This is a genomic window from Streptomyces sp. NPDC001219, assembly GCF_053597915.1.
The window spans coordinates 162,971-185,241 of sequence record NZ_JBSFJF010000001.1; the positions used below are offsets into that span (position 1 = coordinate 162,971).

Genomic DNA, 22,271 nt, shown 5'->3' on the forward strand with positions numbered 1-22,271 from the left:
GAACGAGGAGTTATACCTCCACCTGAATACCGGAGGCAGCGCCACGGCAAACGCGGTTCCTGCAGAATGTCACATGTCGGCAACACGCTGTAGCGCCATGTCGACATATCTGCGCAGGATCGGGTCGCCCGTCCCGGCTATGCGTCGATCCTGTTTGCGGATCGCAGCCGGGCGAAGCTCCGCGACAGTAGCCGCGAGACATGCATCTGCGACACCCCTAGCTCCGCACTGATCTGTGACTGCGTCAGATTGCTGTAGTAACGCAGCAGAAGAATCCGCTGCTCGCGCTCGGGCAGCTGGACGAGGAGGTGCCGTACGAGGTCGCGGTGCTCGACGCCGGCCAGCTCCGGGTCCTCGTAGCCGAGGCGGTCGAGCAGGCCGGGCAGGCCGTCGCCCTCCTGTGCGGCCTCCAGCGAGGTGGCGTGATACGAGCGGCCCGCCTCCAGGCAGGCCAGCACCTCGTCCTCGCCGATCTTCAGTCGCTCGGCGATCTCGGCGGTGGTGGGGGAGCGGCCGTGCAGCACCGTCAGGTCCTCGGTCGCGCCGTTGACCTGGACCCACAGCTCGTGGAGTCGGCGCGGCACATGGACCGTGCGGACATTGTCTCGAAAGTAGCGTTTGATCTCGCCGACGACGGTGGGCATGGCGAAGGTGGGGAACTGGACGCCCCGGTCCGGATCGAATCGGTCGATCGCATTGATCAGACCGATGGTGCCGACCTGGATGACGTCCTCCATCGGCTCATTGCGGCTGCGGAAACGCGCCGCGGCGTACCGGACCAGCGGCAGATTGGCCTCGATCAGGGCTGCGCGGACCCGTGTGTGCTCCGGTGTGCCGGGGTCGAGGTCCGTCAGCTCCGCGAACAGCACCTGCGTGAGCGCCCGCGTGTCCGCGCTTCGGCTCTCGCGGGATGGAGCCTTGGGCGCAGTACGGGCCGTCACGGTCACGCCACCCTTCACAGTGCATGTATCCGGCAAAAGCGGTCATAGCATCACAAGACATGTGCACTGTGTGCAAGCACCCCATAACGCCGTGTTGAACAGAGAGTTGAGTGCTGCGGGAGGGTGTGCGGGCAGGTGGCGGACGGTGGTGACCCGGGGTACGACAAAGCCCCTCGCCCGCGGGGGCGAGGGGCTCGGCGTGACGGGCCGGGGGAGTGCCGCGGCTCAGAATTCGTAGTCGGCGATCACCCAGGTGGCGAATTCACGCCACTGAGCGGCGGCTGCCTGGTGGGCCGGGTGCTCGATATAGCGGGTGAGGGCGTCCCGGTCGGCCACGGCGGAGTTGATCGCGAAGTCGTGGGCGATCGGGCGGTCGGTGATGTTCCAGGCGCACTCCCAGAACTCCAGCTCCGGGATCTCGCCCTCCAGCGCCGCGAACGCGCGGGCGCCGGCCTGCACCCGCTCCTCGTCGCGGGAGACACCTTCGTTGAGCTTGAACAGGACCAGGTGGCGGATCACGGGGGCCTCCGTGCGGCATACGAGGCGCAGCCGGTCCGGTCGTCGGACGGCTGGGCCGGGGCTGGGGCACCGGCCGACCGTGGGCCGGCCCGGTCCCGGGCGGTCCCGAGGGGCCGCCGCCCGGAGCGTGCGATCCCTACTTGATCAGCTGGGTCATGAACTCGCCGACGCCCTGCGCGGCGGACGAGATGCCCTCGAAGCCTATCTGCACCATTTGGGCCGCCCGCTGCGGGGACGTGATGATCGTGTACAGCACGAAGACAATGATCATGTACAACGCGATCTTCTTCGCCTGCGCCATCGTCCCGTCTCCCCTACGCAGTCCCCTACGGCAGTACCTGCAGCTCCCTTTGCAGTCGGGCGAGTGTAACCACAGGTGTTCGATCTCGGGAGCCGAGGTCACGGGCCCGTCCGCAGTGCGCTTCCGGCGCCGCCCGGACTGATCCTGACTTTATGGACCAAAGGCCCACCAAAGGGGGCCCTTCGTCTGCCTGTTGGGACGGCTCCGGGAGGCACCCTGAGAGGTGGGCCAATGGATCTGGCAGGAATCCACGGCCCCGGGACCGGAGCCTCGCTGCGGGGCCCGTGCCAGGACCGTCCCCGGACGGTGGCGCGGACTGGAGGCGCGGTCCCCTCGGGGGAGCGGCCGTCCCCGGACGCCGCCGCCCCCACCGAGCAGGAGCTCCGCCACCGGGCCGCCCCTGGCAACCACGGGGGAATCCAGGAAACGGCACGGCGGCGGGGCTCCCCTCGTATACGGAGACAGGCACCGGGCCGCGGCACATAATGGCGGGACGCTCGTCCCAAGGGGGAACCGAAGGATGCCCATGAACTCCGCAGCAACCGCGCCCGATTCGTCCCGCCGAGCCGCCCGGCCGGCCCGCGGCGGCCTCCGTTCGCCTCTGACGCGGCGGCCGGCCGTCGTGCTGGCGCTGCTGGCCGGTCTGCTGGCCGCGGCCGTCGCACCCGCGGCGGCGGCGGGCCCCGGCGCCGGGGACACCGTACGGACGGTGGCCGCCGCGAGCGCCCCGAGCCGGAGCGCCGAGGCCTCCGCCGGGCTCGCCGCCGCGCCCGCGCAGCCCCTCTCGTACCGCCACCACCGCACCCACAAGACGTCGCACGTCACCTCGGTCTCCAAGTCCAAGGCGTCCAAGTGGAAGTCGAAGGTGAAGAAGAAGAGCAGCTTCTTCAAGAAGCTCGGCATCGTCCTGATCGTGCTCTTCGTCCTCTTCCTGGCGCTGGTGGCCGTGGCGATCTGGCTGCTGGTGCGCTTCGTCCGCCGCTCCCGCCGCAGGCGCGAGGCCCACTAGGACCTGTCCGGCCGACCACGGTCGACCCGGCGGCGCGCCCGTTCCGACGGGCGCGCCGCTTTTCCTTGCCCGGCGTACGGCTCACCCGGCCGGTGGCCCGGCTCCGCCGCGCCCTTCGAGCAGCCATGGGGGCCGGTTCGATGGCGCGGAACAACGGGATGACCTTTTCGGGGAATTGGTACGGCCGCAGGTGCGGGAGCGGCGGGGCGCTCTCGACGGAACGGCCGACGGCCGACTCGGCGGCGCGAGGTGCACGATCTGGTCGTGCGCGACGACGAGTTCGCCCACCACCGGGTCGACCGGAATCCTCTGTGGGGCCCTCGCGGCGCCTGTCGCCGCCCCGTCGGTCGTCGCCCCGTCGGTCGTCGCGGCCCCCGGACACGACGAAGGCCCCGATCCTCGTAAGGATCGGGGCCTTCGCCCTCTGAGCGGTAGCGGTGGGATTTGAACCCACGGAGGAGTTGCCCCCTCACGCGCTTTCGAGGCGCGCTCCTTCGGCCGCTCGGACACGCTACCGAGAGGAAGCCTAGCCCATGGGGGGCCGTGCGCCGAAATCGGATTCCGGGAGGCGGTCGTCGCGGGCTCCGCGCACCGGTCAGCGCTCGCGGAAGAAGGTGGTGAGCAGGGCCGCGCAGTCGGCCTCCAGGACGCCGACGATGACTTCCGGGCGGTGGTTGAGGCGTCGGTCACGGATGACGTCCCAGAGGGAGCCGGCCGCGCCGGCCTTGGCGTCGCGGGCGCCGTAGACGACCCGGTCGACCCGGGAGAGCACGATCGCACCGGCGCACATCGTGCACGGTTCGAGGGTGACGACCAGCGTGCAGTCGGTCAGCCGCCAGTCGCCCGCCCGTCGCCCGCCGCCGTCCCCGCGGGACCCGGCGCGCGAGGCCGCCTCGCGCAAGGTCCGGGCCGCGGCGCGCAGCGCGAGGATCTCGGCATGGGCGGTCGGGTCGCCGGTGGCCTCCCGTTCGTTGTGGCCGGTGCCGAGGACCGTGCCGTCCGCGGACAGCACGACGGCGCCCACCGGGACGTCGCCGGTCCCGGGGGCGCGGGCGGCCTCGCCCAGCGCCTGCCGCATCGCCGCGGTCCAGGGATCGCGCAGCGGGTCGGGCGCGGGGGAGGGAAGAGAGGCGGATGGGGGGACGGTCATGTCCCCAGTGTCGGGGACGTGACCGGGGCGGGGCCCGCGGACCCCGGGGGCCTAGCGAGCCGGGCCGGATCAGCGCACGGCTTCGAGGACCTCCGTGCAGCCCAGCGAGTCCGCGATGGTGCTCAGCGCATCACCGTCGAGAGCCAGCAGCTCCCGCTCGCCGACACCCAGGTCGGCCAGCAGACCGGCATCGCCGAGCGGGCCGTGGGGCGGGCCGTCCGAGCCGTTCACCGCCTCCAGGGGGTCGTCCACGCTGTGGTCGGATTCGGGTTCGCCGTCCTCCGTGCCGTCCAGGTCGAGGCTGTCGAGGTCGTCGGTCGCGTCATCGTCGTCGCGACCGAGCAGCTCGTCGGTCAGCATGGCGCCGTACGAGCTTCTGGCGGCGATGGCGGCGTTGGAGAGGAAGACCCGTGGGTCGTCCTCGCCGTCCACCCGGATGACGCCGAACCAGGCGTCCTCCTGCTCGATGAAGGCCACCACCGTGTCGTCGTCGACCGCCGCCTCTCGGGCCAGGTCGGCCAGATCGGTCAGCGTCTCCACATCGTCGAGCTCCGTATCGCTCGCTTCCCACCCGTCTTCGGTGCGCGCGAGCAGTGCGGCGAAGTACACCGTGACTCTCCCACTGGTCATAGGCGTGCCGGGCCGGGCGGGGCGGCGCTGCACGCCGTTGGTCCCGCCCCTTCGGAATCGTGGCAGAAACAACGCGTCCGCGCGGGGTCTTCGGCGCTGCGTCGTGCGGAGGTTGTGAGAGATGTCGCTCACGTGCCGCAGCGCGAGCGGGGGCGCGGGGGCGTTCCGCTACCGGCGCAATCGGCTCCGCTACCCGCGGAAGGTGCGCATCCGCAGGGCCTGGCGCATCCTTTCGGCCCGTGCGCGGCGCGGCTGGACGCGGTCCCGTAGCTCCTTGGCCTCGTGGAGTTCCCGCAGGAATTGGGCGCGGCGCCGTCGGCGCGCCGCTTCGCTCCCGGTGTCCGGGGGCCCGCTCCGGTCGTCCGGGACGGCGTCGTTCGGGTCATCGGTCCGCTTACGGTCGGGCACGGGCACACCACCTCGGGCCGGCTCTTCGCCTGATCGCGGAACGGCCAATCGGGCGTACGTGCCCCCTTTCCCTCCTTTCGGCGGTTTGATGCCGGTCGCCTCGGGCGGCGGCGCCCGTCTGCAGGGCGGGCTCCCGGGCTCTCCGCCTCGGTTACTGTCGATGTCATGCGGATTCACGTCGTCGACCACCCGCTGGTGGCGCACAAACTCACCACTCTGCGCGACAAGCGCACCGACTCCCCCACCTTCCGGCGCCTCGCCGACGAGCTGGTCACCCTGCTCGCGTACGAGGCCACCCGCGATGTGCGCACCGAGCAGGTTGACCTCGAGACCCCGGTGACGGCGACCACCGGCGTGCGGCTGTCGCACCCGCGTCCGCTGGTCGTCCCGATCCTGCGGGCCGGACTGGGCATGCTGGAGGGCATGGTCCGGCTGCTGCCCACCGCCGAGGTCGGCTTCATGGGCATGGTCCGCAACGAGGAGACCTACGAGGCGCACACGTACGCCACGCGGATGCCGGACGACCTCTCGGGCCGTCAGGTGTACGTCGTCGACCCGATGCTCGCCACCGGCGGCACGCTGGTCGCCGCGATCCGTGAGCTGATCGAGCGCGGTGCGGACGATGTCACCGCGATCTGCCTGCTGGCCGCGCCGGAAGGTGTCGCGGTCATGGAGAAGGAGCTGGCCGGGGCGCCGGTGACGGTGGTCACCGCGGCGGTCGACGAGCGGCTCAACGAGGACCGCTACATCGTGCCGGGCCTCGGCGACGCGGGCGACCGGATGTACGGCACGGCCGGCTGAGCGGCTCCGCCCTTTCCCCCCTGAACACTGTTCGGGCCCCGCACCACGGCTGGTGCGGGGCCCGTTCTCATACGCTCAGCATTTGGCGTCGGCGGCGGGGGCCGGGGACGGATGGGTCAGCAGGGACAGCGACTTGGTGGCCTGCCGCTGGGTGGACAGCGCCTTGAAGCCGTCACCGATGATCAGGTCGAGCTCGGTGCCCTTGCGGCTGTCGGTCTTCCGCTCGGCGCCGGTGAGCTGGGTGCCGAGCACCTTGAGCGGGCCGTCGGCCGCCGTGTCGGGGCCGAGGAGTATCCCGGCGCCCTTGATCTTCTTGTCGTAGGCGGCGGGGGCGTTGCCCACCTTGCCGATCTTGAAGCCGCGCTTCTGGAGCTCGTCGGCGGTGCGCTTGGCGAGCCCGGAACGCGGGGTGGCGTTGAAGACGTTGACGGTCAGCGTGCCGGGCGCGGGCAGCTTGCGGGCGGCGGTCTTCGCCTGTGTGGCGTCCGCCTGGGCGCCGTCCGGGCACTTCTGTTTGTCCTGGGCGGCGTGCGCGGTGTTGCTCCGGCCGCCGAAGACGTCGATGAGCTGCAGGGTCCCCCAGCCGGCCAGGCCGAGGGCGCAGGCGGCGGCGACGAGGGTGAGAACGATGCGGCGACGGTGGCGGGGACGGCGCATCCGCGGATACCTGTCGCCCGTGATGCGGTACTTCCTACCGCCCATGCCTGGGGGCGTCAGCATGCTCATGGGCGCAGCGTAGTGCGGACGGCGCTCCGTGCCTACTAAATGATCAACGCGTGGCGCAAGACCCAACCCGAAAGCATCAATTTTCGGCAGTGGCGGCCGGGAATGATCTAGGGTTTGTCATGACCACCTCAGGGGGCGTTTTCTCTGCCCCCGGTACGTCCATTGGGGGAAGCAAGAACATGAAGATGCTCAAGTCCGCCACGGTGGGAACGCTGTGTGCGGCCGTGTCCCTGACCGGACTGACCCTGGCACCGGCGGCTTACGCCGAAGGCAAGGGCGGCTGCTACGACTACTCCAACACCCACGAGCACCAGAACAAGATCTACTACTGGCAGTCGTGCGTCAGCAAGCCGGGGCGGGGACTCCTGCGTGCCTACGCGCGCGTCTGGCTGCCCGCCAACCACGACAAGTGCGAGGTGGAGTTCAACGTCCTCAAGGAGGGCAGTGGCAGCAAGGTCTACAAGGCGGCCACCCGGCCCTGCCCCAAGAGCAAGGTGAACAAGTACACCATCAAGGGGTTCGACTGGGAGCCGAAGTCGGCCGGCCGCTACACGGTGGTGGCCCGGCTCCGCGGCGTGGGGTCCTCACACAATGTGATCCCGCGCAGCCCCTGGATTCAGATGCCGTGACCCACGGCTGAGTCGGGCGGCCCATCGGTGCTCACCGGTGGGCCGTTCGCCGTTTGGCCGCCGGCCGGCCGGTCTACTCGTACCGGCGGCGGCGTGGGGCGGCGTCAGTCCAGTTCGAGCACGCGGGCGTGCAGCACCTGGCGCTGCTGGAGGGCCGCGCGCACCGCGCGGTGCAGCCCGTCCTCCAGGTAGAGGTCGCCCTCCCACTTGACGACATGCGCGAAGAGGTCGCCGTAGAACGTCGAGTCCTCGGCGAGCAGCGTCTCCAGATCGAGCTGCTGCTTGGTCGTCACCAACTGGTCGAGGCGTACCGGGCGCGGGGCCACGTCCGCCCACTGGCGGGTGCTCTCCCGGCCGTGGTCGGGGTACGGCCGGCCGTTTCCGATGCGCTTGAAGATCACACGGAAAGCCTACCGGGCGAGCGGCGCCGGGCGCAGCCATGCCGCAGCAGTGCAAAAGGATCATTGGCCGCAAATTTGGATCTTTGGGGAGCTGAGGTTCGGCGGATATGGCCGGATGCGACCCGAACGGCCTACGGGACGGCCTGTCGTGGCGGGGGCCGGCCCGGTGTCGCGCGGCGGGCCGTCACCACTTCCGGGCGGTGGCCAGGCTCGGCAGCCAGTAGGTGACCCGGGCGGTGTGCGGGTCGACATGGACCGGGGCGCGGCCGTCGAGGCCGACCTGGGTGGGGGTGGCGCGGGCCGTCAGGGCGACGCCGAACTGGGCGACCTTGCCGCCCCGGTGGCGCCCGCCGTGCGCCGCGGAGGTGGTGATCAGGGCGTACGCGGTCCGGTTGGGCGCGAGGGCGACGACGGCGGCCGGTGCGCTGGCCTCGATGGCCGGGAGGGGGGCCCGGCGGTCGTCGCCGAACCGCAGCAGCGGGTAGGGCTGGGCGGCGAACGTGCAGGAGCGGTCGGAGAAGTTGGTGACCGTCAGCAGCATGCGGTGGGGCCGACGCGGCATCGCGCCGGCGTGGAACCTGAGCATCTCGGGGGTGCAGACGACCCGGCCGTCCGGACCGCGGGGCGGGGCGCCGTCGTCGTGCGAGGCGGACAGGGTGGGGACCGGTGACACGGCCCTGGCCGAGCCCTCGGCCTGCCGGCCGGCGTCGTGGCAGCCGGTGGTCAGGACCAGCGTGGCGGTGGCGAGGAGCGCTGCGGCGGCGGCCCGGCGGGCGGTGGCGGTGACAGTGATGGGCATGGGTGCTCCCCGGACGGTGGCGTGTACACGACCTTCGGTGGGGGTGCTGGCGATCGGCTAACGCACGGCTAACGCGGGCCCGGCGCGCCACCTGTGCGGGCCGCCGCTCCCGGGACCGTGACGAAAGTCGGGGGCCGTTCCTGCCGAACGTCAGTGGTGACCGGCGAACCGCCGGACCTAGCGTCCCGGTACGCATCGAGCGGTGCGCACGGGGAGGGCGAGAGGAGAACGGCGTGCTCGGCATACGGGAGCGCGGGACCGCGGGCGGGGCAGAGGGGAAGGCCAGGGGCGGGAAGGCGGAGCGGGGGGAGCGGCCGGCGCGGGAGCGGCCGGCCGGGGGGTGGCTGTGGGGGGCGGGCACCGTGCTGCTGGTGCTCGCGGTGCACAGCAACTGGCATCTGGCGTCGGCCGCCTGGCTGTTTCCGGTCTTTCTGCTGCGCTACGCCCGGCTGCGGCCGGCCCGGCGCGGGCTGCCGCGCGTCGGATACGCGCTGGGACTCGCCCAGTTGGCGTGGCTGGCCTCGACAGGCCTGGTGTTCGTGCCGTCCGTGGTGGCGGTGTTCGCGGTGCTCACCGTGGTGCAGACGCTGCCGTTCGCCGCCGACCGGCTGGTCGCGGCGCGCACCGGTGCGGTGTGGTCGACGCTGGTCTTCCCGGTGGTGCTGGTCTGCGGCGAGTATCTCTTCACGCTGCTGGCCGGTTTCGGTGACTACGGGGTGCTCGGCTTCACCCAGCACGGCTTTCTGCCGCTGGTCCAACTCGCCTCCGTCACCGGGGTGTACGGCGTCAGCTTCGTGGTGGCGTGGACGGCCTCGGTCGCGCACTGGGCCTGGGGGCGCGGCTTCCGGTGGCGGGAGATCCGGCGCGGAGTGGTGGTGTGGGCCGGGGTGCTCGCCGTGGTGCTGGGGGCCGGTGGCGTACGGCTGGTGGCCTTCGCGCCGACGACAACGACCGTACGGGTCGCGGGCGTCAGCGCGGGCCGCGCCGCGGAACGGGCCACCGAGCGGGCGCTGCACGGGGCCGGGACGGAGCTGTGGCGGCCGCGGAACGTGGTGCGGGCCGATCCGCGGCGGGTCGGCGCCGCGCTGGCGCCGGTGACCGACGACCTGGTGGCGGCCACCGACCGGGAGGCGCGGGCCGGGGCGCGGATCGTGGTGTGGCCGGAGACCCAGGCCGGGGTCCTGGCGGAGGACCGGGAGCGGCTGCTCGCCCGGGTCGCCGCGATCGCCCGCAAGCGTCAGGTCTACGTCGACACCGCCTTCGCCCTCTACACCCCGCGCCCGCCCCATGTGCGCAACGTCGCCGCGCTGGTGACACCGGAGGGGAAGGTCGCCCGGACCTACGACAAGACGCACCCGACCCCGATGGAGCCGATGACGCCCGGCCCGGGGGAGGTGCCCGTGACCGGCTCGCCGTACGGGCGGCTGGCGACGGTGATCTGCTACGACGCCGACTTCCCCGCGCTGATGCGGCAGGCGGCGGACCGGGGTACCGGACTGCTCATGGTGCCCGCCAACGACTGGGCGGGCTTCGAGTCGCCGCACGCCCAGCGGGCCGTCCTCCGGTCCGTGGAGTACGGCTACGCCATGGTCCGGCAGTCCGTGCACGGTGTCGCCACCGCGGTGGACCACCAGGGCCGGGTCCGGGCCGCGGCGGACTACTTCACCGCGGACCGGCAGACGCTGGTCGCCGAGGTGCCGGTGCAGCCGCGCACCGACACCCTCTACAGCCGGACCGGTGATCTGTTCGCCCTGCTGTGCGCGGGCGGGACGCTGCTCGTGGTGGCGCTCGGGGTGCGGGGGCGCCGGTCCGCCGTCCCCGCACCCGGTGCCGGACGTCCGTGAACTCTTCAACTCCCCGATGGCGAAGGGGTGCCGCTCTTGTCGCCCCCGCGCGGGGTGGCGGTGCCGGTCGGGGGTGCGGAGGGCGGCTGCCCGGTCCCGGAGGGGCGGTCGGACGGCCGGGCCGTGGGGGCGTCCGTGGGACGGCGGCTCGGCGGCTCGGCCGGGGCGGTGCGGGGGGCCGGTGAACCGGGGCCTGCGGTGCTCGTGCCGCCGGTCGGCGGTGCGCTGGGCCGGGGCGTCGGTTCGGTGGGCGTCGCGTCCGGTGACGGGCCGACGGGGTGCGGCGGCCGTGCGGGCCGCGGCCGGTCCGGCGGGCCGTCGGGTGCGGCGGCCAGATAGCCGAGCGCGACGGCGGCGGCCGCGGCGGCCGCCGCCAGCGGCAGCCCGAAACGGCGCAGCCAGGGCGGCCGTGGACCGGACAGCCGCCCGCGGCGCAGCGCGGGTCCCGGGGGCGCGGCGGGCCGCAGGTCCCGGAGGCCGATGCTCTCCGCGCGGGCCGCGAAGGCCCGCCGCAGCCGGTCCTCCACGGGGCGCCCGGACACCGGGCCTTCGGGGCCGGGCCCGATGCCGCCCGCGCCGCCGGGGCCGGAGACGCCGCCGCCGGCCGGGCCGCCTCCGGTGCGGCCGGTAGTGCCGGGGCCGTTCATGACCGCGCCTCCAAGATCTTCTCCAGCGAGTCCAGGGCGCGGCTGGCGAGGGACTTCACCGCGCCGCGGCTGATGCCCAGTGTCGTCGCGATCTGCGCCTCCGTCAGATCGCCCCAGTAGCGCAGCACGAGCACCTCCCGGCGGCGGGCGGTCAGCCCGCTCAGCGCGGCGAACACCTCCCGGTGCTCCTCGTCCAGCACGATCCGCTCCTCGGCGGACGGGGCGTCCGCCTCGTACGGCGGGGTGTAGTCGCGTGCGGTACGCCGGCGCCGCAGCACCGAGCGGGCGGCGTTGACCACCGCGGTGCGCAGATAGGCGAGCGCGTTGTCGACCTCGTCGAGCCGTTCGCCGTGCCGCTTGTAGAGCGCGGCGAACGCGTCCTGCACGACGTCCTCCGCGGTGGCGCGGTCGTCGACGAGCAGGACGGCCAGCCGGACCATGGGCAGCCGGTGCGCGTGGTACAGCTCGCTGATCGTGGGCGCGGGATCGGGCGCCGCGGCGCTCCCGGTGTCCGGCAACCGGGCCCGGGAGCTGTCGGGCCGGCCGTGGCCGGCGGGCCGGGACGGGTGGCCGGGGCGCGGTGTCTCGCGGCGGGCGGCCGCCGGGCGGACGGTGCGCAGCAGCCACCGCCACAGGGCAGGCCGGGGCCCCGGCAGGGCGAACCGTACCGGGGCGGGGTGCGGGGCGGCGGAGTACTCCATCGCTTCCTCGGGGCGGGCGAGCGGGAGCGGTGGCTCAGGCGCGCCGGCGGCGGACCGTGTAGACGGTGCCGCCACCCGCGACCAGCAGCGCCGCGGCGACACCGCCGAGCGCCATGGTGGTCGTGGAGGCCCCGGTGTGCGCGAGTTCCTTGCCGCCGTCCTTCCCGGGGGCGGGGGCGGGCTTGCCGGGGGAGGACGGTGTGGCGCTGGGCGGCTGCGTGGCGTCGCTCGGCTGCGGCCCCGGGCGGGTCGGGCTGCTGGAGGGCCGCGGGGAGGCGGGGGCGGAGGGCGGCGCGGTGGGCGGCTCGGCGGGTGCCGGGGTGGCGTCGCTGGGCGGGGTGGGCCGTTCACTGCCGTCGCTCGGGGAGGGCGAGGGGGCCGCCTGGCCGGCGGACAGGTAGTGCGGCCGGGCCGCCTGGCCGCCCTCGGCGTGCGCGGTGCCGGCCGACAGCGCGGCCAGGGCGAGCGCCGCGGCCAGCCCGGTGCCGGCCGCACCGTGCAGTCGGGGGCGGGCGGCGTACGGCCGGGCGGCGGAGGTGGTGCGGAAGGTACGGGTGGACTTCACGGTCGGCTGCTCCACGTTCTTCGACGGGGCGGCGCCGGATGGCGCCCTCACCCCTGACGACGTGCGGCAGGGGCGGGGGTTGCCGGGCGGCGCGAAAAAAATCTCCCGCCGTTCCGCACCCGCGCGCCGACCGGCCCTCAGCCCACGCTCTGCAGCAGCTTCTCCACGGCCTTGACCCGGTCGCCCAGCTCGGCCAGCTGGGCGCTCATCGTCTCCTGCTGGGCGACGACCCGGTCCGCGAGCCGCCGGTACTCGGCGAGCGCCGCGGCATCCGCGCGGTGCCGCTGCAGCTTGAAGTAGGACGCCACGATGCTGGTGACCGAGGCAAAGATGATCACCAGGACGGCGATCGGGATGATGATGCTGCCGTTCATGTACGGGTCCCCCTAGGGTCGTTCGGTCCCTTCGCGGCCGGCGGCGACCCTGCATCGGCCGCGTCCCCGGTGTCGGGCGCCGTCGCCCCGGACCGGTCCTCCTGGAGGGCGGTGAGAACGGTGGCCACGTTCAGCGTCAGCTCGAACGGCGCCAGTTCGAAGTACTTCAGCGCCTTGCCGTCCTCGGACAGCTCCAGGTTCCCCACCACCAGACCGGCCTTCTCCAGCCGGTCCAGGTGCATGTAGAGCAGCGGCCGGGACATCTCCAGCCGCCGGGCCAGCTCGCTCACGTACAGCCGGCCGTCGGCCAGTTCACCGATCACCCGCAGCCGCTGCGCATGGCCCACGGCGGACAGCAGGGCCAGCAGCTCCTCGCTGTTCATGGCCCACCTTCTCGCCGTTCCGGACGCCTGTCAGCGGAGGTTTTCGCATGGCGCGACGGGCTGTCAAACGCCCTGCCGCCCTCCGGCTACCGCAATCCTACGGTTGACGCTTCGATTGACACCTGTAACTCTCAACTTACATGCGTACCAGTGGGGGTGCGACGTGCGATCGAAGGAGCTGGGCAAGTGAACGGGGCGGAACGAGTACGGCCGGCGGCACCGCGGCCGACGGAGAAACGGCCGGTCACCGTGCGGGTGGCGGTCTGGAGCGCGCGGCATCCCTGGCGCGCGCTGGCCGGATGGCTGGCGTTCGTGGTGCTGTGCCTGGGGGTGGGCCTCGCGGTGGGCACCCACAAGGCCACCGGGGCGGACCACCGCGTCGGCGAGGCGGGCCGCGCCGAGAACCTGGCCGCTGAGGCCGGCCTTGACCGGGAGCCGGTCGAGCAGGTGCTGATCGCCGCCCGGTCCGGTCCGCTGGAGCGGGCCGCCGTCGATGCGGCCGTCCGGGACCTCACCGCCCGGATGCGGAAGCTGCCCGAGGTGGCGCGGGTGCTGCCGCCGGTTCGTGCGGCCGGCGGCGGCTCGCTACGGGTCGCCGTGGTCATGAAGGGTGCGGAGGCGGACGCCGACGGCCATGTCGCGCCGCTCGCCGCCCAGACCGCCGCGGTCCAGCGCGGCCATCCGGCGCTGCGGGTGGAGGAGACCGGCGGGCCGTCCGTCAGCGCCGGGGTCGACACCCAGCGCGGCGAGGACCTGGCGCTCTCCGAGGCGATCAGCGTCCCCGTCACCCTGCTGACCCTGCTCGCCGTCTTCGGGTCCGCGCTGATGGTGACGGTGCCGCTGCTGCTCGCGCTGTCCTCCATCGCGGCCGCCATGGGGCTGTCGATGGTGGCCTCCCACCTGTCCCCGGACGCCGGGGTGGGGGCCAATGTCATCCTGCTGATCGGGATGGCGGTCGGCGTCGACTACACGCTCTTCTACCTCAAGCGCGAACGCGAGGAACGGGCCCGCTGCGGCGGCCGGCTCGGCCCCGAGGCGCTGGTGGAACTGGCCGCCGCCACCTCCGGCCGGGCGATCGTGGCCTCCGGTTTCGCGGTGGTCGTCTCCACGGCAACCCTCTATCTGGCCACCGACGTGGTCTTCTCCTCGCTCGCGACGAGCACCGTCATCGTCGTCCTGGCCGCCGTCCTCAGCTCGTTGACGGCGCTGCCGGCACTGCTGGTCAAGATCGCCCAGCGGGCCGAGCGCCGCGCGGCCCGCCGGACGCCGCGGACCGGCCGCCGCCCGGCGCGGCGGGACCGTCCGGCCGGCACCGGCCGGCTCTGGCGCGCCCTGCTGCGCCCGGCGAGCGAGCACCCGGCCCGCACGCTGTGCCTGTCCGTACTGGTGATGCTGGCGCTCGCGGCGCCCGCGCTCGGCATGCAGCTGCGCACCCTCAACATGGACAGCCACTCCCGCGAGATCCCCGCCCTGCAGACCTACGACCGGCTCACCACGGCCTTCCCCGAGCTGCGCGTCCAGCATCAGATCGTGGTCCGGGCCCCGGCCGGCAAGGCATCGGAAGTGGCGAGGGAGCTAAGGGAGTTGAGCGAGCGGACGCAGTCCGACCCGCACTACGCCAAGGGCGTCGCCCCGGCCCTGCGGACCTCGCAGGACCGCCGCACCCTCACCATGGAACTGCCGACGCCCCACAAGGTCAGCTCCCCCGAGGCGGTCGCCTCGCTCGACCGCCTCCGAACGGTCCATCTGCCGGCCACCGTGGGCACGGTGGCCGGGGCGGAGTTCGCGGTCAGCGGGGACGTCGCACACGACACCGACTACCTCGCCCACCAGGAGGGACAGCTTCCGCTGGTCGTCGGGGCCCTGCTGGTGCTGACCTTCCTCATGACGACGGTGGTCTTCCGCTCCGTGGTCATCGGCCTGCTGGGGGTGGCGCTCAACCTGCTCTCCGCGGGCGCGGCGTTCGGCATGGTCGTGCTCTTCTTCCAGCACGGCCTGGCCAGCACGCTGTTCGGGTTCGACCCGGCGGCGACCAGCGCCATCGGCTCCCGTGTGCCGCTGTTCCTGTTCGTGATCCTCTTCGGTCTGTCGATGGACTACCAGATCTTCGTCGTCAGCCGGATACGGGAGGCGGCGCTGCGCGGGGTGCCGGCCCGGGAGGCGGTGCTCGACGGCGTCGGTACCTCCGCCAAGGTCGTCACCAGCGCGGCACTGGTGATGGTGACGGTCTTCGGCGGCTTCATGTTCCTGCACCTCGCCGAGATGAAGCAGATCGGCTTCAGCCTCGCGGTGGCCGTGCTGCTGGACGCCTTCGTCATCCGCGTGGTGATCCTGCCGTCGGCGCTGCTGCTCCTGGGGCGGGCGAGCTGGTGGCCGTCCCGGATGATGCGGCGGGCGCAGAACGGCGTTCCCGTGCCGACCGCGCCCGTGCCGCCCGCTCCCGTGCCGTGACGCGCGCCCGCGCCCGTGCCGTTGGCCGCGTCAGCCGGCGAGCGGCACGGCCGGCGGGCCCGCTGTGTCCTCGTGTGTGCAGTGGTCCTCCGTGCCGTGGACCTCCCATGCGGGGAACGGGTCGTCGGTGGCCGTGGGCGTGGGCTCGTCAGGGGCGAGGAGGCACGCGGTCAGGGCGGTGTGCAGGGGGCCGGGGCGCAGGCCGGTGCCGATGAAGACCAGCTCCTGGCCGGTCTGGGCGGGCTCCGTGCCGCTCGTGGGGGCGGGCCCGTCGTCCATGCCCGACGGCTCGAAGCGGGCGACCGCACCGGCCTGGGACCACAGGCCGGTGAGGCCGGGGCGGGTGGCGAGGCGGAAGAAGCCCTTGGAGCGGAGGATCTGGCCGAAGGCGCCGCCGTCGAGCTGCTCGGTGACGAACTGCCAGAGGCGGGCCGGATGGAAGGGCCGGGCAGCGCGGAAGACGGTGCTGGAGATCCCGTACTCCTCGGTCTCCGGGACGTGGTCGCCGTTGAGTTCCCGGACCCAGCCCGGTGCCTGCTGGGCGCGCTCCAGGTCGAAGCGGCCGGTGCCCAGCACCTCGGTGAGCGCCACCGCGCCGTGGCGGGCGGTGACGACATGGGCGGCCGGGTTGAGCCGGGCCAGCGTCGCCCGCAGGCGCTCGGTTGTCGCGGCGTCGACCAGGTCGGTCTTGTTGAGCACCAGGACGTCGGCGAACTCGACCTGGTCCATCAGGAGATCGCTGACCGTGCGCTCGTCGTCCTCGTACTGGTCCAGGCCGCGCTCCACGAGGCCGTCGCCGCCGGTGAGTTCGGGCAGGAAGCCGGCCGCGTCGACGACGGTGACCATGGTGTCCAGGCGCGCGAGGTCGCCGAGCGTGGCGCCGTCGTCGCGGGGGAAGGCGAAGGTCGCGGCGACCGGCATCGGTTCGGAGATGCCGCTGGACTCGATCAGCAGATAGTCGAAGCGTCCGGCCCGGGCCAGCCGCTCGACCTCCGTCAGCAGGTCGTCGCGCAGGGTGCAGCAGATGCACCCGTTGGTCATCTCGACGAGCCGCTCCTCGGTACGGGACAGCGCCGCGTCACCGCCGCGCACCAGCGCCGCGTCGATGTTGATCTCGCTCATGTCGTTGACGATGACCGCGACGCGGAGGCCCTCGCGGTTGCCCAGGACGTGGTTGAGCAGCGTCGTCTTGCCGGCGCCGAGGAAGCCGGAGAGCACGGTGACGGGCAGCCGGGGGTGCGTCATGGCCGGTCAGCCCTTCGGGTCGATCAGGCCGAGCCGGTAGGCCTTCGCCAGGCGGCGCGGCACCTGGTACACGGAGCCGTCGACGGTGACCGGCACCAACTGCGGTGCGCTGGCCTTCCACTGGGCCCGGCGGTGGCGGGTGTTGCTGCGGGAGAGCTTGCGCTTGGGTACGGCCATGGGGCGGGCCTCCTACGGGACGGGCGGGTGAGCCGGTGCGGCACACCGGCGGCGGGCGTCCCCGGGAGGCTATATGGAAATGGGTACCGTTTTCAATTAGGGGGGGTGCGGCCCGGGCGGCGGCCGGGAACGCCACCGCCCGGGGCGGCCTGCGGCAGGCCACCCCGGGCGGACCGGCGCCTGGGCCGGAGAATCCCCGCCGGGTCAGATCGTGGCGGTGTCGATCACGAAGCGGTAGCGCACATCGCTCGCCATGACCCGCTCGTACGCCTCGTTGATCCGGTCCGCACCGATCACCTCGATGTCCGCGGCGAGCCCGTGCTCACCGCAGAAGTCGAGCATCTCCTGGGTCTCCGCGATGCCGCCGATCATCGAGCCGGCGAGCGACTTGCGCTGCGGGATCAGCGCGAACGCCGCGACCGGCAGCGGGTTCTCCGGAGCGCCGACCTGGACCAGGGTGCCGTCGGTACGCAGCAGCCCGAGGTAGGCGTTCAGGTCCAGGTTGGCCGAGACGGTGTTGACGATCAGGTCGAAGGTGCCGGCCAGCTCCTCGAAGGTGGCCGGGTCGGACGTCGCGTAGTAGTGGTCGGCGCCCAGCCGCAGACCGTCGTCCTTCTTGCGCAGCGACTGGCTCAGCACGGTGACCTCCGCGCCCATCGCATGCGCGATCTTCACGCCCATGTGGCCGAGGCCGCCCAGGCCGACGATCGCGACCTTCCGGCCGGGCCCGGCCTGCCAGTGGGCGAGCGGTGAGTAGAGGGTGATGCCGGCGCAGAGCAGCGGCGCGGCGGCGTCCAGCGGAATGCTCTCCGGTATCCGCAGGGCGTAGTTCTCGTCGACGACGATATGGGTGGAGTAGCCGCCGTAGGTGGTTTCGCCGTCCCGGCCGGTGGCGTTGTACGTGCCGACGTTGCCCAGCTCGCCGGTGCAGTACTGCTCCAGCCCGGCCCGGCAGTTGTCGCACTCCCGGCAGGAGTCGACGAAGCAGCCGACGCCGACCCGGTCGCCCGCCCGGTAGCGGGTGACCTCGGCACCGACCTCGGCGACCACACCGGCGATCTCATGGCCGGGGACGATCGGGAAGGCCCCGCCGTCGCCCCACTCGGCGCGCACGGTGTGGATGTCGGAGTGGCAGATACCGGCGTACTTGATGTCGATCAGGATGTCGTGGGCACCCAGCTCGCGGCGCGGAATCGTGATCCGCTCCAGCGGTGCCTTCGGGGCGGGTGCGGCGTACGCGGAGACAGAGGTGTGCGTCATGCCACCGAGGATGCGGCGTCCGGGTGTGCGTAACCAGTGCACCCTTGAACATATGCATGGCGTGCCTACTACTGACGGAACCACCCACCGGGCCGGGGGGCGGCCGCCGCACGCGGTCCTGGACCAGCGCACCGAGCTGAGCGAGTTCCTGCGCTCCCGGCGGGCCCGGCTGCGGCCGGCGGACGTCGGGCTGCCGGAGTACGGCGGCCGGCGCCGGGTGCCCGGCCTGCGCCGGGAGGAGCTGGCGCAGCTGGCCGGAGTGAGTGTGGCGTACTACATCCGTCTCGAACAGGGCCGCGGCCGCAATGTCTCGGCCGCCGTGCTGGACGCCATCGGCACCGCCCTGCGGCTGACCCCCGCCGAGCGCGACCACCTCACCCATCTCGTCCGCCCCGTCGCCCGCCGGGTGCGGCCCGCCGTCCGTCCGCAGCGGGTACGCCCCGCGCTCCAGCAGCTGATCGACACGATGGAGCGGGTCCCGGCCTATGTCATCGGACGGCGGCTGGACGTCATCGGCTGGAACCGCCTCGCCTGCGCCCTGCTCGGCGACTTCGCCGCCCTGCCGCCCGAGCGCCGCAACCTGGCCTGGCAGGTGTTCCTGGACCCGGCGGCCCGTGAGCTGTACGAGAACTGGGACGCCAAGGCCGCCGACGTGGTCGGCTATCTGCGGCGTGACGCGGGCCGCAACCCGGACGACCCGGCCATGGCCGCGCTGATCGGCCGGCTCTCGGCCGGGAGCCCGGAGTTCCGCCGGCTGTGGGCCGCGCACGACGTGCAGGACAAGGGCTTCGGCCGGAAGGTCCTCCGCCATCCGCTGGCCGGGCGGCTGACCCTGGCCTACGAGACCCTGACCCTGCCCGCCGACCCCGACCAGCAGGTGATCACCTACCACGCCGAACCGGGGTCGCGGTCGGCCGAAGCGCTCCGGCGGCTGGCGTCGGATCAGGCGAAGACCACCGAACGGACCTTCAGCCGCTCCGAGCCGTGACCGCCGTTCGGCCGGAGGCTGAAGAAGTCGCCCGTGCAGTCGGGGCCGGCGAACACCGTCGCGACGGACGAGGTGTAGTTCTTCGGGGTGTGCGCGGGCGGCAGGGCCGGGTCGGCCACCTCGGGGAGGGTGATGCACACCCGGCTCACCGGGTCGGGCAGCAGTCCCACATGCGGTGTGCCGGTCTGGTCGGTGTAGACGTAGGTGAAGGGGCCGGTGGCCGCGCCGGCCGGGGCGGCGGGCAGGGACAGGGCGAGCGCGAGCGCACCGAGGGCGGTGGCGGCGGTGTGACGAAGACGCATACGGACATTCCTTCCGTTCCGGTTCTGTGCGGAATGTGTGCTTCCCGGTCATTCGCCCAGTGATGTACGTCGTCACACGAAGGAGTTGCGCCGAGACACGTGCTCGGCCGTTGTTCGGGGGCGGGGTGGGGTGAGCCGGGGCCGGGCGGAGCCGGAGCCCGACGTGCCGAAGGCCGCGCCGCCCTAGGCCTGTTGGCCCCCGCCTTCAGTTGCCCGATCACCGGCGCCGCGTCGATCCGGTCCACGGCCTGCACCTTGACCAGCAGGTCGTCACGGATGAACGACGGCTTGGCCGTGGCCGCCGCGAACCGTTCCAGCTCGGCCAGGCCCTCCTCGGTGACATGGAACAGCCGCTTGTTGGGCCGGGTCTCCTGGATCACCTGGCGGCCGGCGACCAGCCCGTCGGCCTCCAGCCTGGTCAGCTCCGCGTAGAGCTGCTGCGGCAGCGCGTGCCAGAAGTTGGCGACTCCGGCGTCGAACGCCTTGGCCAGCTGATAGCCGCTGTACTCACCGTCCAGCAGCGCCGCCAGCACCGCATGTCGGAGAGCCATGGCCCGGCCGCCCCTTCCCATACTCAAGAATATGACTAATCATAGTCGCGACTATGAGGGCGGCCGTCCGCACTCCGGCCGGCGTGTGCCGGGCCGGTGCGGACGGCTGCCCGGCCGAGGCGAGGAGGAGTGACATGGCGACGACCGCGGAGCGCTTCAAGGCGGCGGTGGAGGCACAGGAACTCAAGGCGGTGGAAGAGCTGTTCACCGAGGACGTCCGCCTCTACAGCCCGGTGAAGTTCGCGCCCTTCGAGGGGCGGCCGGCGGTGCTCGGGCTGTTCGGGGTGCTGCTGCGCACCTTCGAGGACTTCCACTACGTCGGCGAGCTGGCGGGCAGCGCACAGACCGCGGCCGGACCGGACGGCGGCTCCGCCGACTCCACGGTCCTGGTCTTCCGGGCCACCGTGAACGGCAGGCAGATCCACGGTATCGATCTGCTCCAGTTCGACGAGGCGGGCCTGATCAAGGAGTTCACGGTGATGGTGCGGCCGCAGTCCGCGGTGCAGGCGCTGGGCGAGGCCGTGCTGGCCGGGCTGGTCGAGGACGGGTTGGCGCCGCAGGCGTAGGGCGCCTGTAGCGGCGGCGCCCGGCGGCTCGGGCCGCCCCGCCGCCCCGCCGCCCCGCCGACGGCCGGATGCCGTGGCGGGCCGGCTGCCGTGGCGGGGCCGCTCGCTCCGTCGGGGTGGGCGCTACACCCGCTCCGCCTGCTCCACCGTGATCGCCGCGGCCGGGCAGATGGCCGCCGCCTCGTGCACCGCGTCGTGCAGCGCGGCCGGCGGTTCGGCGTCGAGCAGCAGGACGATGCCGTCCTCCTCGCGCTGGTCGAACACCTCCGGCGCGGACAGCACACAGCTTCCGGCGCCGCAGCACTTGTCCTGGTCAATGAGTACGCGCATGGCTCTCTCCAGAGTGGGCCGCCCGGCTTCCGAAGGCGCTGGGCGGACGGGTGGTGACGGGATGACGGGTACGGCCGGGGCGGCGGCACCGGGCGTGGCTGCTCACCACGCGACCGGCAGTGCGTGCACCCCGTAGATCCCCATGTCATGACGGAACGGAAGGTCCTCGAAGGGGGCGTCGAGCCGCAGGCCGGGCAGGCGGCGCAGCAGGGTCTCCAGGGCGGTCTGCAGTTCCACGCGGGCCAGCGGCTGGCCCAGGCACTGGTGGACGCCGAAGCCGAAGGCGACATGACGGCGGGCGTCCCGGCCGACGTCGAGCGCCTCACCCCCGGGGAAGACCGCCTCGTCGCGGTTGGCGGTGTTGAGCGTGCAGAGCACGCCCTCGCCGGCGCGGATCGTCCGGCCGCCGACGACGACGTCCTCGTCGGCGACCCGCGGGAGACCGTTGTGCACGATCGTCAGATAGCGCAGCAGCTCCTCGACGGCCCCCTTGATGAGCGACGGGTCCGCGCGCAGCCGCGCCAGCTGGCCGGGGTTGCGCAGCAGGGTCAGGGTGGACAGCGCGGTCATGTTGGCGGTGGTCTCATGGCCGGCGACCAGCAGCAGCCGTCCCATGGCCGCGATCTCCGCGTCGTCGAGCTCGCCGCGGGCGACCAGCCGGCTGACGATGCCGTCGTCGGGCGCGCGCCGCTTGGAGTCGGCGAGTTGGCACAGATAGTCGTGGAGCTCCTGCTGTGCGGCGCGGACCTGTGCGGGCGTGGACCGCAGGCCGAGCAGCACGCTGCTGCGCTTCTGGAAGAACTCATGGTCGTCGTAGGGGACGCCGAGCAGCAGACAGATCACCAGCGACGGCAGCGGCAGCGCGAACTCCGCGACCAGATCGGCCGCCTGCCGCCCCTCGGTCATCCGGTCGAGCAGCTCGTCGGTGAGGCGCTGCACCTCGGGGCGCATCGCCTCCATCTTCTTCACCATGAAGTCGGCGGTGAGCATCCGGCGCAGCCGCGCGTGCTCGGGGTCGTCCTGGCGGATGAACGACGTGTTGCCGGTGGCGAACTCCCGGGCGCCGGCGGTCAGGAACGGGAATCCCGGGCGGTTGGCATCGGCGCTGAACCGCGGGTCGCCGAGCACCTGCCGTACGTCCTCGTGCCGGGTCACCAGCCAACAGGCCGAGCCGTCCCACAGCGTGGCCCGGGTGACCGGCTCCTCCCGGTGGGCCCGCGCGATCTCGGGTGCCGGGTCGAAGGGGCAGCCGGTGGCCCGTGCGCCCGGGACGGCGACGGGTGCGCGCCCCGTGCCCGTCCCGGCGTCCCGTTCCCTCTCCTTGTCCCTGCGTTGTGCGGTCGTCATGCGGCTGGTCCTTCCACGGTCGGGACACGGCGGTGCCGTGACGGACGATGCGGGTGGCGCCACTCCTCGACGGGACAGACGAACTCGGTGACCGATGTGGCGCCGCGGTGACCAGCGGCGCTCACAACCGGTGACGAGTAATTACCTAACTTAAGCAACTAAGCTAACGCACGCCTGGAGGGGGAAGGAAGGGGATATTCGCGGCGTATGCGAGGTTGGCTCGATC

The 22,271-nt window shown here is 72.8% G+C and carries 27 protein-coding genes, 1 tRNA gene and 1 pseudogene; 7 read left to right on the forward strand and 22 right to left on the reverse strand.

What is annotated here, in order from left to right; all coding sequences use genetic code 11:
• Nucleotides 1-137: 137 nt before the first annotated feature.
• From ACWC9R_RS00745 to ACWC9R_RS00755, 3 genes are all read right to left on the reverse strand, one after another.
• Nucleotides 138-947, reverse strand: coding sequence for an RNA polymerase sigma factor SigF (locus ACWC9R_RS00745; protein ID WP_168480565.1), 810 nt, complete (start codon nucleotides 945-947; stop codon nucleotides 138-140).
• Nucleotides 948-1,166: 219 nt separating this feature from the next.
• Entirely contained in the window at nucleotides 1,167-1,460 is a 294-nt protein-coding gene (locus ACWC9R_RS00750) for a Dabb family protein (protein WP_362603883.1), read from the reverse strand.
• Nucleotides 1,461-1,596: 136 nt separating this feature from the next.
• The gene (locus tag ACWC9R_RS00755) at nucleotides 1,597-1,761 is read right to left on the reverse strand and encodes a hypothetical protein (protein ID WP_450727614.1); all 165 of its coding nucleotides are present in this window, start codon (nucleotides 1,759-1,761) and stop codon (nucleotides 1,597-1,599) included.
• A 526-nt stretch (nucleotides 1,762-2,287) separates the two neighbouring features.
• On the opposite strand from ACWC9R_RS00755, the gene ACWC9R_RS00760 reads away from it, so the two are divergent.
• Complete coding sequence (locus ACWC9R_RS00760) at nucleotides 2,288-2,770, forward strand: hypothetical protein (protein WP_450727616.1); 483 nt, start codon at nucleotides 2,288-2,290, stop codon at nucleotides 2,768-2,770.
• Between the two features lie 429 nt (nucleotides 2,771-3,199).
• Here the strand turns inward: ACWC9R_RS00760 and ACWC9R_RS00765 are convergent.
• From ACWC9R_RS00765 to ACWC9R_RS00780, 4 genes are all read right to left on the reverse strand, one after another.
• Nucleotides 3,200-3,286: transfer RNA gene (locus tag ACWC9R_RS00765), tRNA-Ser, on the reverse strand.
• A gap of 79 nt (nucleotides 3,287-3,365) precedes the next feature.
• Nucleotides 3,366-3,920, reverse strand: a complete 555-nt coding sequence (locus ACWC9R_RS00770) for a nucleoside deaminase (protein ID WP_450727618.1) — start codon at nucleotides 3,918-3,920, stop codon at nucleotides 3,366-3,368.
• 69 nt (nucleotides 3,921-3,989) lie between these two features.
• Complete coding sequence (locus ACWC9R_RS00775; protein WP_450727620.1) at nucleotides 3,990-4,529, reverse strand: tRNA adenosine deaminase-associated protein; 540 nt, start codon at nucleotides 4,527-4,529, stop codon at nucleotides 3,990-3,992.
• Nucleotides 4,530-4,739: 210 nt separating this feature from the next.
• Nucleotides 4,740-4,958: a hypothetical protein gene (locus tag ACWC9R_RS00780; protein ID WP_450727622.1), complete on the reverse strand. Its 219-nt coding sequence runs from the start codon at nucleotides 4,956-4,958 to the stop codon at nucleotides 4,740-4,742.
• Between the two features lie 165 nt (nucleotides 4,959-5,123).
• Here ACWC9R_RS00780 and upp point away from each other — a divergent pair, with 165 nt between their 5' ends.
• Complete coding sequence (upp, locus tag ACWC9R_RS00785; protein WP_362603872.1) at nucleotides 5,124-5,759, forward strand: uracil phosphoribosyltransferase; 636 nt, start codon at nucleotides 5,124-5,126, stop codon at nucleotides 5,757-5,759.
• Between the two features lie 75 nt (nucleotides 5,760-5,834).
• On the opposite strand, the gene ACWC9R_RS00790 is transcribed toward upp, so the two are convergent.
• The gene (locus ACWC9R_RS00790; RefSeq protein ID WP_450727625.1) at nucleotides 5,835-6,485 is read right to left on the reverse strand and encodes a LytR C-terminal domain-containing protein; all 651 of its coding nucleotides are present in this window, start codon (nucleotides 6,483-6,485) and stop codon (nucleotides 5,835-5,837) included.
• A 179-nt stretch (nucleotides 6,486-6,664) separates the two neighbouring features.
• Here ACWC9R_RS00790 and ACWC9R_RS00795 point away from each other — a divergent pair, with 179 nt between their 5' ends.
• Nucleotides 6,665-7,114 carry a hypothetical protein gene (locus ACWC9R_RS00795; RefSeq protein ID WP_450727627.1) on the forward strand — a complete coding sequence of 150 codons (450 nt, stop codon included), beginning with the start codon at nucleotides 6,665-6,667 and terminating at the stop codon, nucleotides 7,112-7,114.
• 104 nt (nucleotides 7,115-7,218) lie between these two features.
• Here ACWC9R_RS00795 and ACWC9R_RS00800 read toward each other — a convergent pair whose 3' ends face one another.
• Together ACWC9R_RS00800 and ACWC9R_RS00805 are read right to left on the reverse strand one after the other, a co-directional pair.
• Nucleotides 7,219-7,515 carry a type II toxin-antitoxin system VapB family antitoxin gene (locus tag ACWC9R_RS00800; RefSeq protein ID WP_006604254.1) on the reverse strand — a complete coding sequence of 99 codons (297 nt, stop codon included), beginning with the start codon at nucleotides 7,513-7,515 and terminating at the stop codon, nucleotides 7,219-7,221.
• A gap of 184 nt (nucleotides 7,516-7,699) precedes the next feature.
• A complete protein-coding gene (locus ACWC9R_RS00805; protein ID WP_450727629.1) occupies nucleotides 7,700-8,314 on the reverse strand; it encodes a DUF4232 domain-containing protein in 615 nt (204 codons plus the stop codon).
• Between the two features lie 233 nt (nucleotides 8,315-8,547).
• On the opposite strand from ACWC9R_RS00805, the gene ACWC9R_RS00810 reads away from it, so the two are divergent.
• Complete coding sequence (locus tag ACWC9R_RS00810) at nucleotides 8,548-10,158, forward strand: apolipoprotein N-acyltransferase (RefSeq protein ID WP_450727631.1); 1,611 nt, start codon at nucleotides 8,548-8,550, stop codon at nucleotides 10,156-10,158.
• Nucleotides 10,159-10,163: 5 nt separating this feature from the next.
• Here ACWC9R_RS00810 and ACWC9R_RS00815 read toward each other — a convergent pair whose 3' ends face one another.
• From ACWC9R_RS00815 to ACWC9R_RS00835, 5 genes are all read right to left on the reverse strand, one after another.
• Nucleotides 10,164-10,805 carry a hypothetical protein gene (locus tag ACWC9R_RS00815; RefSeq protein WP_450727633.1) on the reverse strand — a complete coding sequence of 214 codons (642 nt, stop codon included), beginning with the start codon at nucleotides 10,803-10,805 and terminating at the stop codon, nucleotides 10,164-10,166.
• A complete protein-coding gene (locus ACWC9R_RS00820; RefSeq protein ID WP_450727635.1) occupies nucleotides 10,802-11,506 on the reverse strand; it encodes an RNA polymerase sigma factor in 705 nt (234 codons plus the stop codon). Before ACWC9R_RS00820 ends, ACWC9R_RS00815 begins: the two co-directional genes overlap by 4 nt.
• Nucleotides 11,507-11,540: 34 nt before the next feature.
• Nucleotides 11,541-12,071 (reverse strand): LAETG motif-containing sortase-dependent surface protein, encoded by a 531-nt coding sequence (locus ACWC9R_RS00825; protein ID WP_450727637.1) that lies wholly within the window; start codon nucleotides 12,069-12,071, stop codon nucleotides 11,541-11,543.
• A 137-nt stretch (nucleotides 12,072-12,208) separates the two neighbouring features.
• Entirely contained in the window at nucleotides 12,209-12,445 is a 237-nt protein-coding gene (locus ACWC9R_RS00830; protein ID WP_450727639.1) for a hypothetical protein, read from the reverse strand.
• Nucleotides 12,442-12,828: an ArsR/SmtB family transcription factor gene (locus ACWC9R_RS00835; protein WP_450727641.1), complete on the reverse strand. Its 387-nt coding sequence runs from the start codon at nucleotides 12,826-12,828 to the stop codon at nucleotides 12,442-12,444. The genes ACWC9R_RS00830 and ACWC9R_RS00835 overlap by 4 nt, the downstream gene beginning before the upstream one ends.
• Before the next feature lie 249 nt (nucleotides 12,829-13,077).
• Between ACWC9R_RS00835 and ACWC9R_RS00840 the strand changes: the two genes are divergently transcribed.
• Nucleotides 13,078-15,279, forward strand: a complete 2,202-nt coding sequence (locus ACWC9R_RS00840) for an MMPL family transporter (protein ID WP_450727888.1) — start codon at nucleotides 13,078-13,080, stop codon at nucleotides 15,277-15,279.
• 30 nt (nucleotides 15,280-15,309) lie between these two features.
• On the opposite strand, the gene ACWC9R_RS00845 is transcribed toward ACWC9R_RS00840, so the two are convergent.
• The 3 genes from ACWC9R_RS00845 to ACWC9R_RS00855 form a co-directional block, all read right to left on the reverse strand.
• On the reverse strand, nucleotides 15,310-16,524 hold the full coding sequence (locus ACWC9R_RS00845) for a GTP-binding protein (protein ID WP_450727643.1): 1,215 nt from the start codon (nucleotides 16,522-16,524) through the stop codon (nucleotides 15,310-15,312).
• Between the two features lie 6 nt (nucleotides 16,525-16,530).
• Nucleotides 16,531-16,701, reverse strand: a complete 171-nt coding sequence (rpmF, locus tag ACWC9R_RS00850) for a 50S ribosomal protein L32 (protein WP_362603858.1) — start codon at nucleotides 16,699-16,701, stop codon at nucleotides 16,531-16,533.
• 204 nt (nucleotides 16,702-16,905) lie between these two features.
• Entirely contained in the window at nucleotides 16,906-17,961 is a 1,056-nt protein-coding gene (locus ACWC9R_RS00855; RefSeq protein ID WP_450727646.1) for an NAD(P)-dependent alcohol dehydrogenase, read from the reverse strand.
• 61 nt (nucleotides 17,962-18,022) lie between these two features.
• Between ACWC9R_RS00855 and ACWC9R_RS00860 the strand changes: the two genes are divergently transcribed.
• The gene (locus ACWC9R_RS00860) at nucleotides 18,023-18,949 is read left to right on the forward strand and encodes a helix-turn-helix domain-containing protein (protein ID WP_450727648.1); all 927 of its coding nucleotides are present in this window, start codon (nucleotides 18,023-18,025) and stop codon (nucleotides 18,947-18,949) included.
• Here ACWC9R_RS00860 and ACWC9R_RS00865 read toward each other — a convergent pair.
• Both ACWC9R_RS00865 and ACWC9R_RS00870 read right to left on the reverse strand, forming a co-directional pair.
• Nucleotides 18,904-19,251, reverse strand: coding sequence for a hypothetical protein (locus tag ACWC9R_RS00865; RefSeq protein ID WP_362603852.1), 348 nt, complete (start codon nucleotides 19,249-19,251; stop codon nucleotides 18,904-18,906). The genes ACWC9R_RS00860 and ACWC9R_RS00865 overlap by 46 nt on opposite strands.
• A gap of 179 nt (nucleotides 19,252-19,430) precedes the next feature.
• Nucleotides 19,431-19,802, reverse strand: a pseudogene (locus ACWC9R_RS00870) (PadR family transcriptional regulator); the annotation flags it as partial.
• Nucleotides 19,803-19,936: 134 nt separating this feature from the next.
• Between ACWC9R_RS00870 and ACWC9R_RS00875 the strand changes: the two are divergent.
• A complete protein-coding gene (locus tag ACWC9R_RS00875) occupies nucleotides 19,937-20,368 on the forward strand; it encodes a nuclear transport factor 2 family protein (RefSeq protein ID WP_450727650.1) in 432 nt (143 codons plus the stop codon).
• A gap of 123 nt (nucleotides 20,369-20,491) precedes the next feature.
• Here the strand turns inward: ACWC9R_RS00875 and ACWC9R_RS00880 are convergent, their stop codons facing one another.
• The gene (locus tag ACWC9R_RS00880; protein WP_450727652.1) at nucleotides 20,492-20,698 is read right to left on the reverse strand and encodes a ferredoxin; all 207 of its coding nucleotides are present in this window, start codon (nucleotides 20,696-20,698) and stop codon (nucleotides 20,492-20,494) included.
• Between the two features lie 102 nt (nucleotides 20,699-20,800).
• Complete coding sequence (locus tag ACWC9R_RS00885) at nucleotides 20,801-22,045, reverse strand: cytochrome P450 (RefSeq protein ID WP_450727654.1); 1,245 nt, start codon at nucleotides 22,043-22,045, stop codon at nucleotides 20,801-20,803.
• Between the last annotated feature and the right edge of the window lie 226 nt (nucleotides 22,046-22,271).

Bases quoted from the DNA above. Each gene is read 5' to 3' on its own strand.
- ACWC9R_RS00755 (WP_450727614.1), bottom strand. From the start codon at position 1,761: ATGGCGCAGGCGAAGAAGATCGCGTTGTACATGATCATTGTCTTCGTG.
- ACWC9R_RS00760 (WP_450727616.1), top strand. From the start codon at position 2,288: ATGAACTCCGCAGCAACCGCGCCCGATTCGTCCCGCCGAGCCGCCCGG.
- ACWC9R_RS00770 (WP_450727618.1), bottom strand. From the start codon at position 3,920: ATGACCGTCCCCCCATCCGCCTCTCTTCCCTCCCCCGCGCCCGACCCG.
- upp (WP_362603872.1), top strand. From the start codon at position 5,124: ATGCGGATTCACGTCGTCGACCACCCGCTGGTGGCGCACAAACTCACC.
- ACWC9R_RS00790 (WP_450727625.1), bottom strand. From the start codon at position 6,485: ATGAGCATGCTGACGCCCCCAGGCATGGGCGGTAGGAAGTACCGCATC.
- ACWC9R_RS00795 (WP_450727627.1), top strand. From the start codon at position 6,665: ATGAAGATGCTCAAGTCCGCCACGGTGGGAACGCTGTGTGCGGCCGTG.
- ACWC9R_RS00805 (WP_450727629.1), bottom strand. From the start codon at position 8,314: ATGCCCATCACTGTCACCGCCACCGCCCGCCGGGCCGCCGCCGCAGCG.
- ACWC9R_RS00815 (WP_450727633.1), bottom strand. From the start codon at position 10,805: ATGAACGGCCCCGGCACTACCGGCCGCACCGGAGGCGGCCCGGCCGGC.
- ACWC9R_RS00820 (WP_450727635.1), bottom strand. From the start codon at position 11,506: ATGGAGTACTCCGCCGCCCCGCACCCCGCCCCGGTACGGTTCGCCCTG.
- ACWC9R_RS00830 (WP_450727639.1), bottom strand. From the start codon at position 12,445: ATGAACGGCAGCATCATCATCCCGATCGCCGTCCTGGTGATCATCTTT.
- ACWC9R_RS00835 (WP_450727641.1), bottom strand. From the start codon at position 12,828: ATGAACAGCGAGGAGCTGCTGGCCCTGCTGTCCGCCGTGGGCCATGCG.
- ACWC9R_RS00845 (WP_450727643.1), bottom strand. From the start codon at position 16,524: ATGACGCACCCCCGGCTGCCCGTCACCGTGCTCTCCGGCTTCCTCGGC.
- rpmF (WP_362603858.1), bottom strand. From the start codon at position 16,701: ATGGCCGTACCCAAGCGCAAGCTCTCCCGCAGCAACACCCGCCACCGC.
- ACWC9R_RS00855 (WP_450727646.1), bottom strand. From the start codon at position 17,961: ATGACGCACACCTCTGTCTCCGCGTACGCCGCACCCGCCCCGAAGGCA.
- ACWC9R_RS00865 (WP_362603852.1), bottom strand. From the start codon at position 19,251: ATGCGTCTTCGTCACACCGCCGCCACCGCCCTCGGTGCGCTCGCGCTC.
- ACWC9R_RS00875 (WP_450727650.1), top strand. From the start codon at position 19,937: ATGGCGACGACCGCGGAGCGCTTCAAGGCGGCGGTGGAGGCACAGGAA.
- ACWC9R_RS00880 (WP_450727652.1), bottom strand. From the start codon at position 20,698: ATGCGCGTACTCATTGACCAGGACAAGTGCTGCGGCGCCGGAAGCTGT.
- ACWC9R_RS00885 (WP_450727654.1), bottom strand. From the start codon at position 22,045: ATGACGACCGCACAACGCAGGGACAAGGAGAGGGAACGGGACGCCGGG.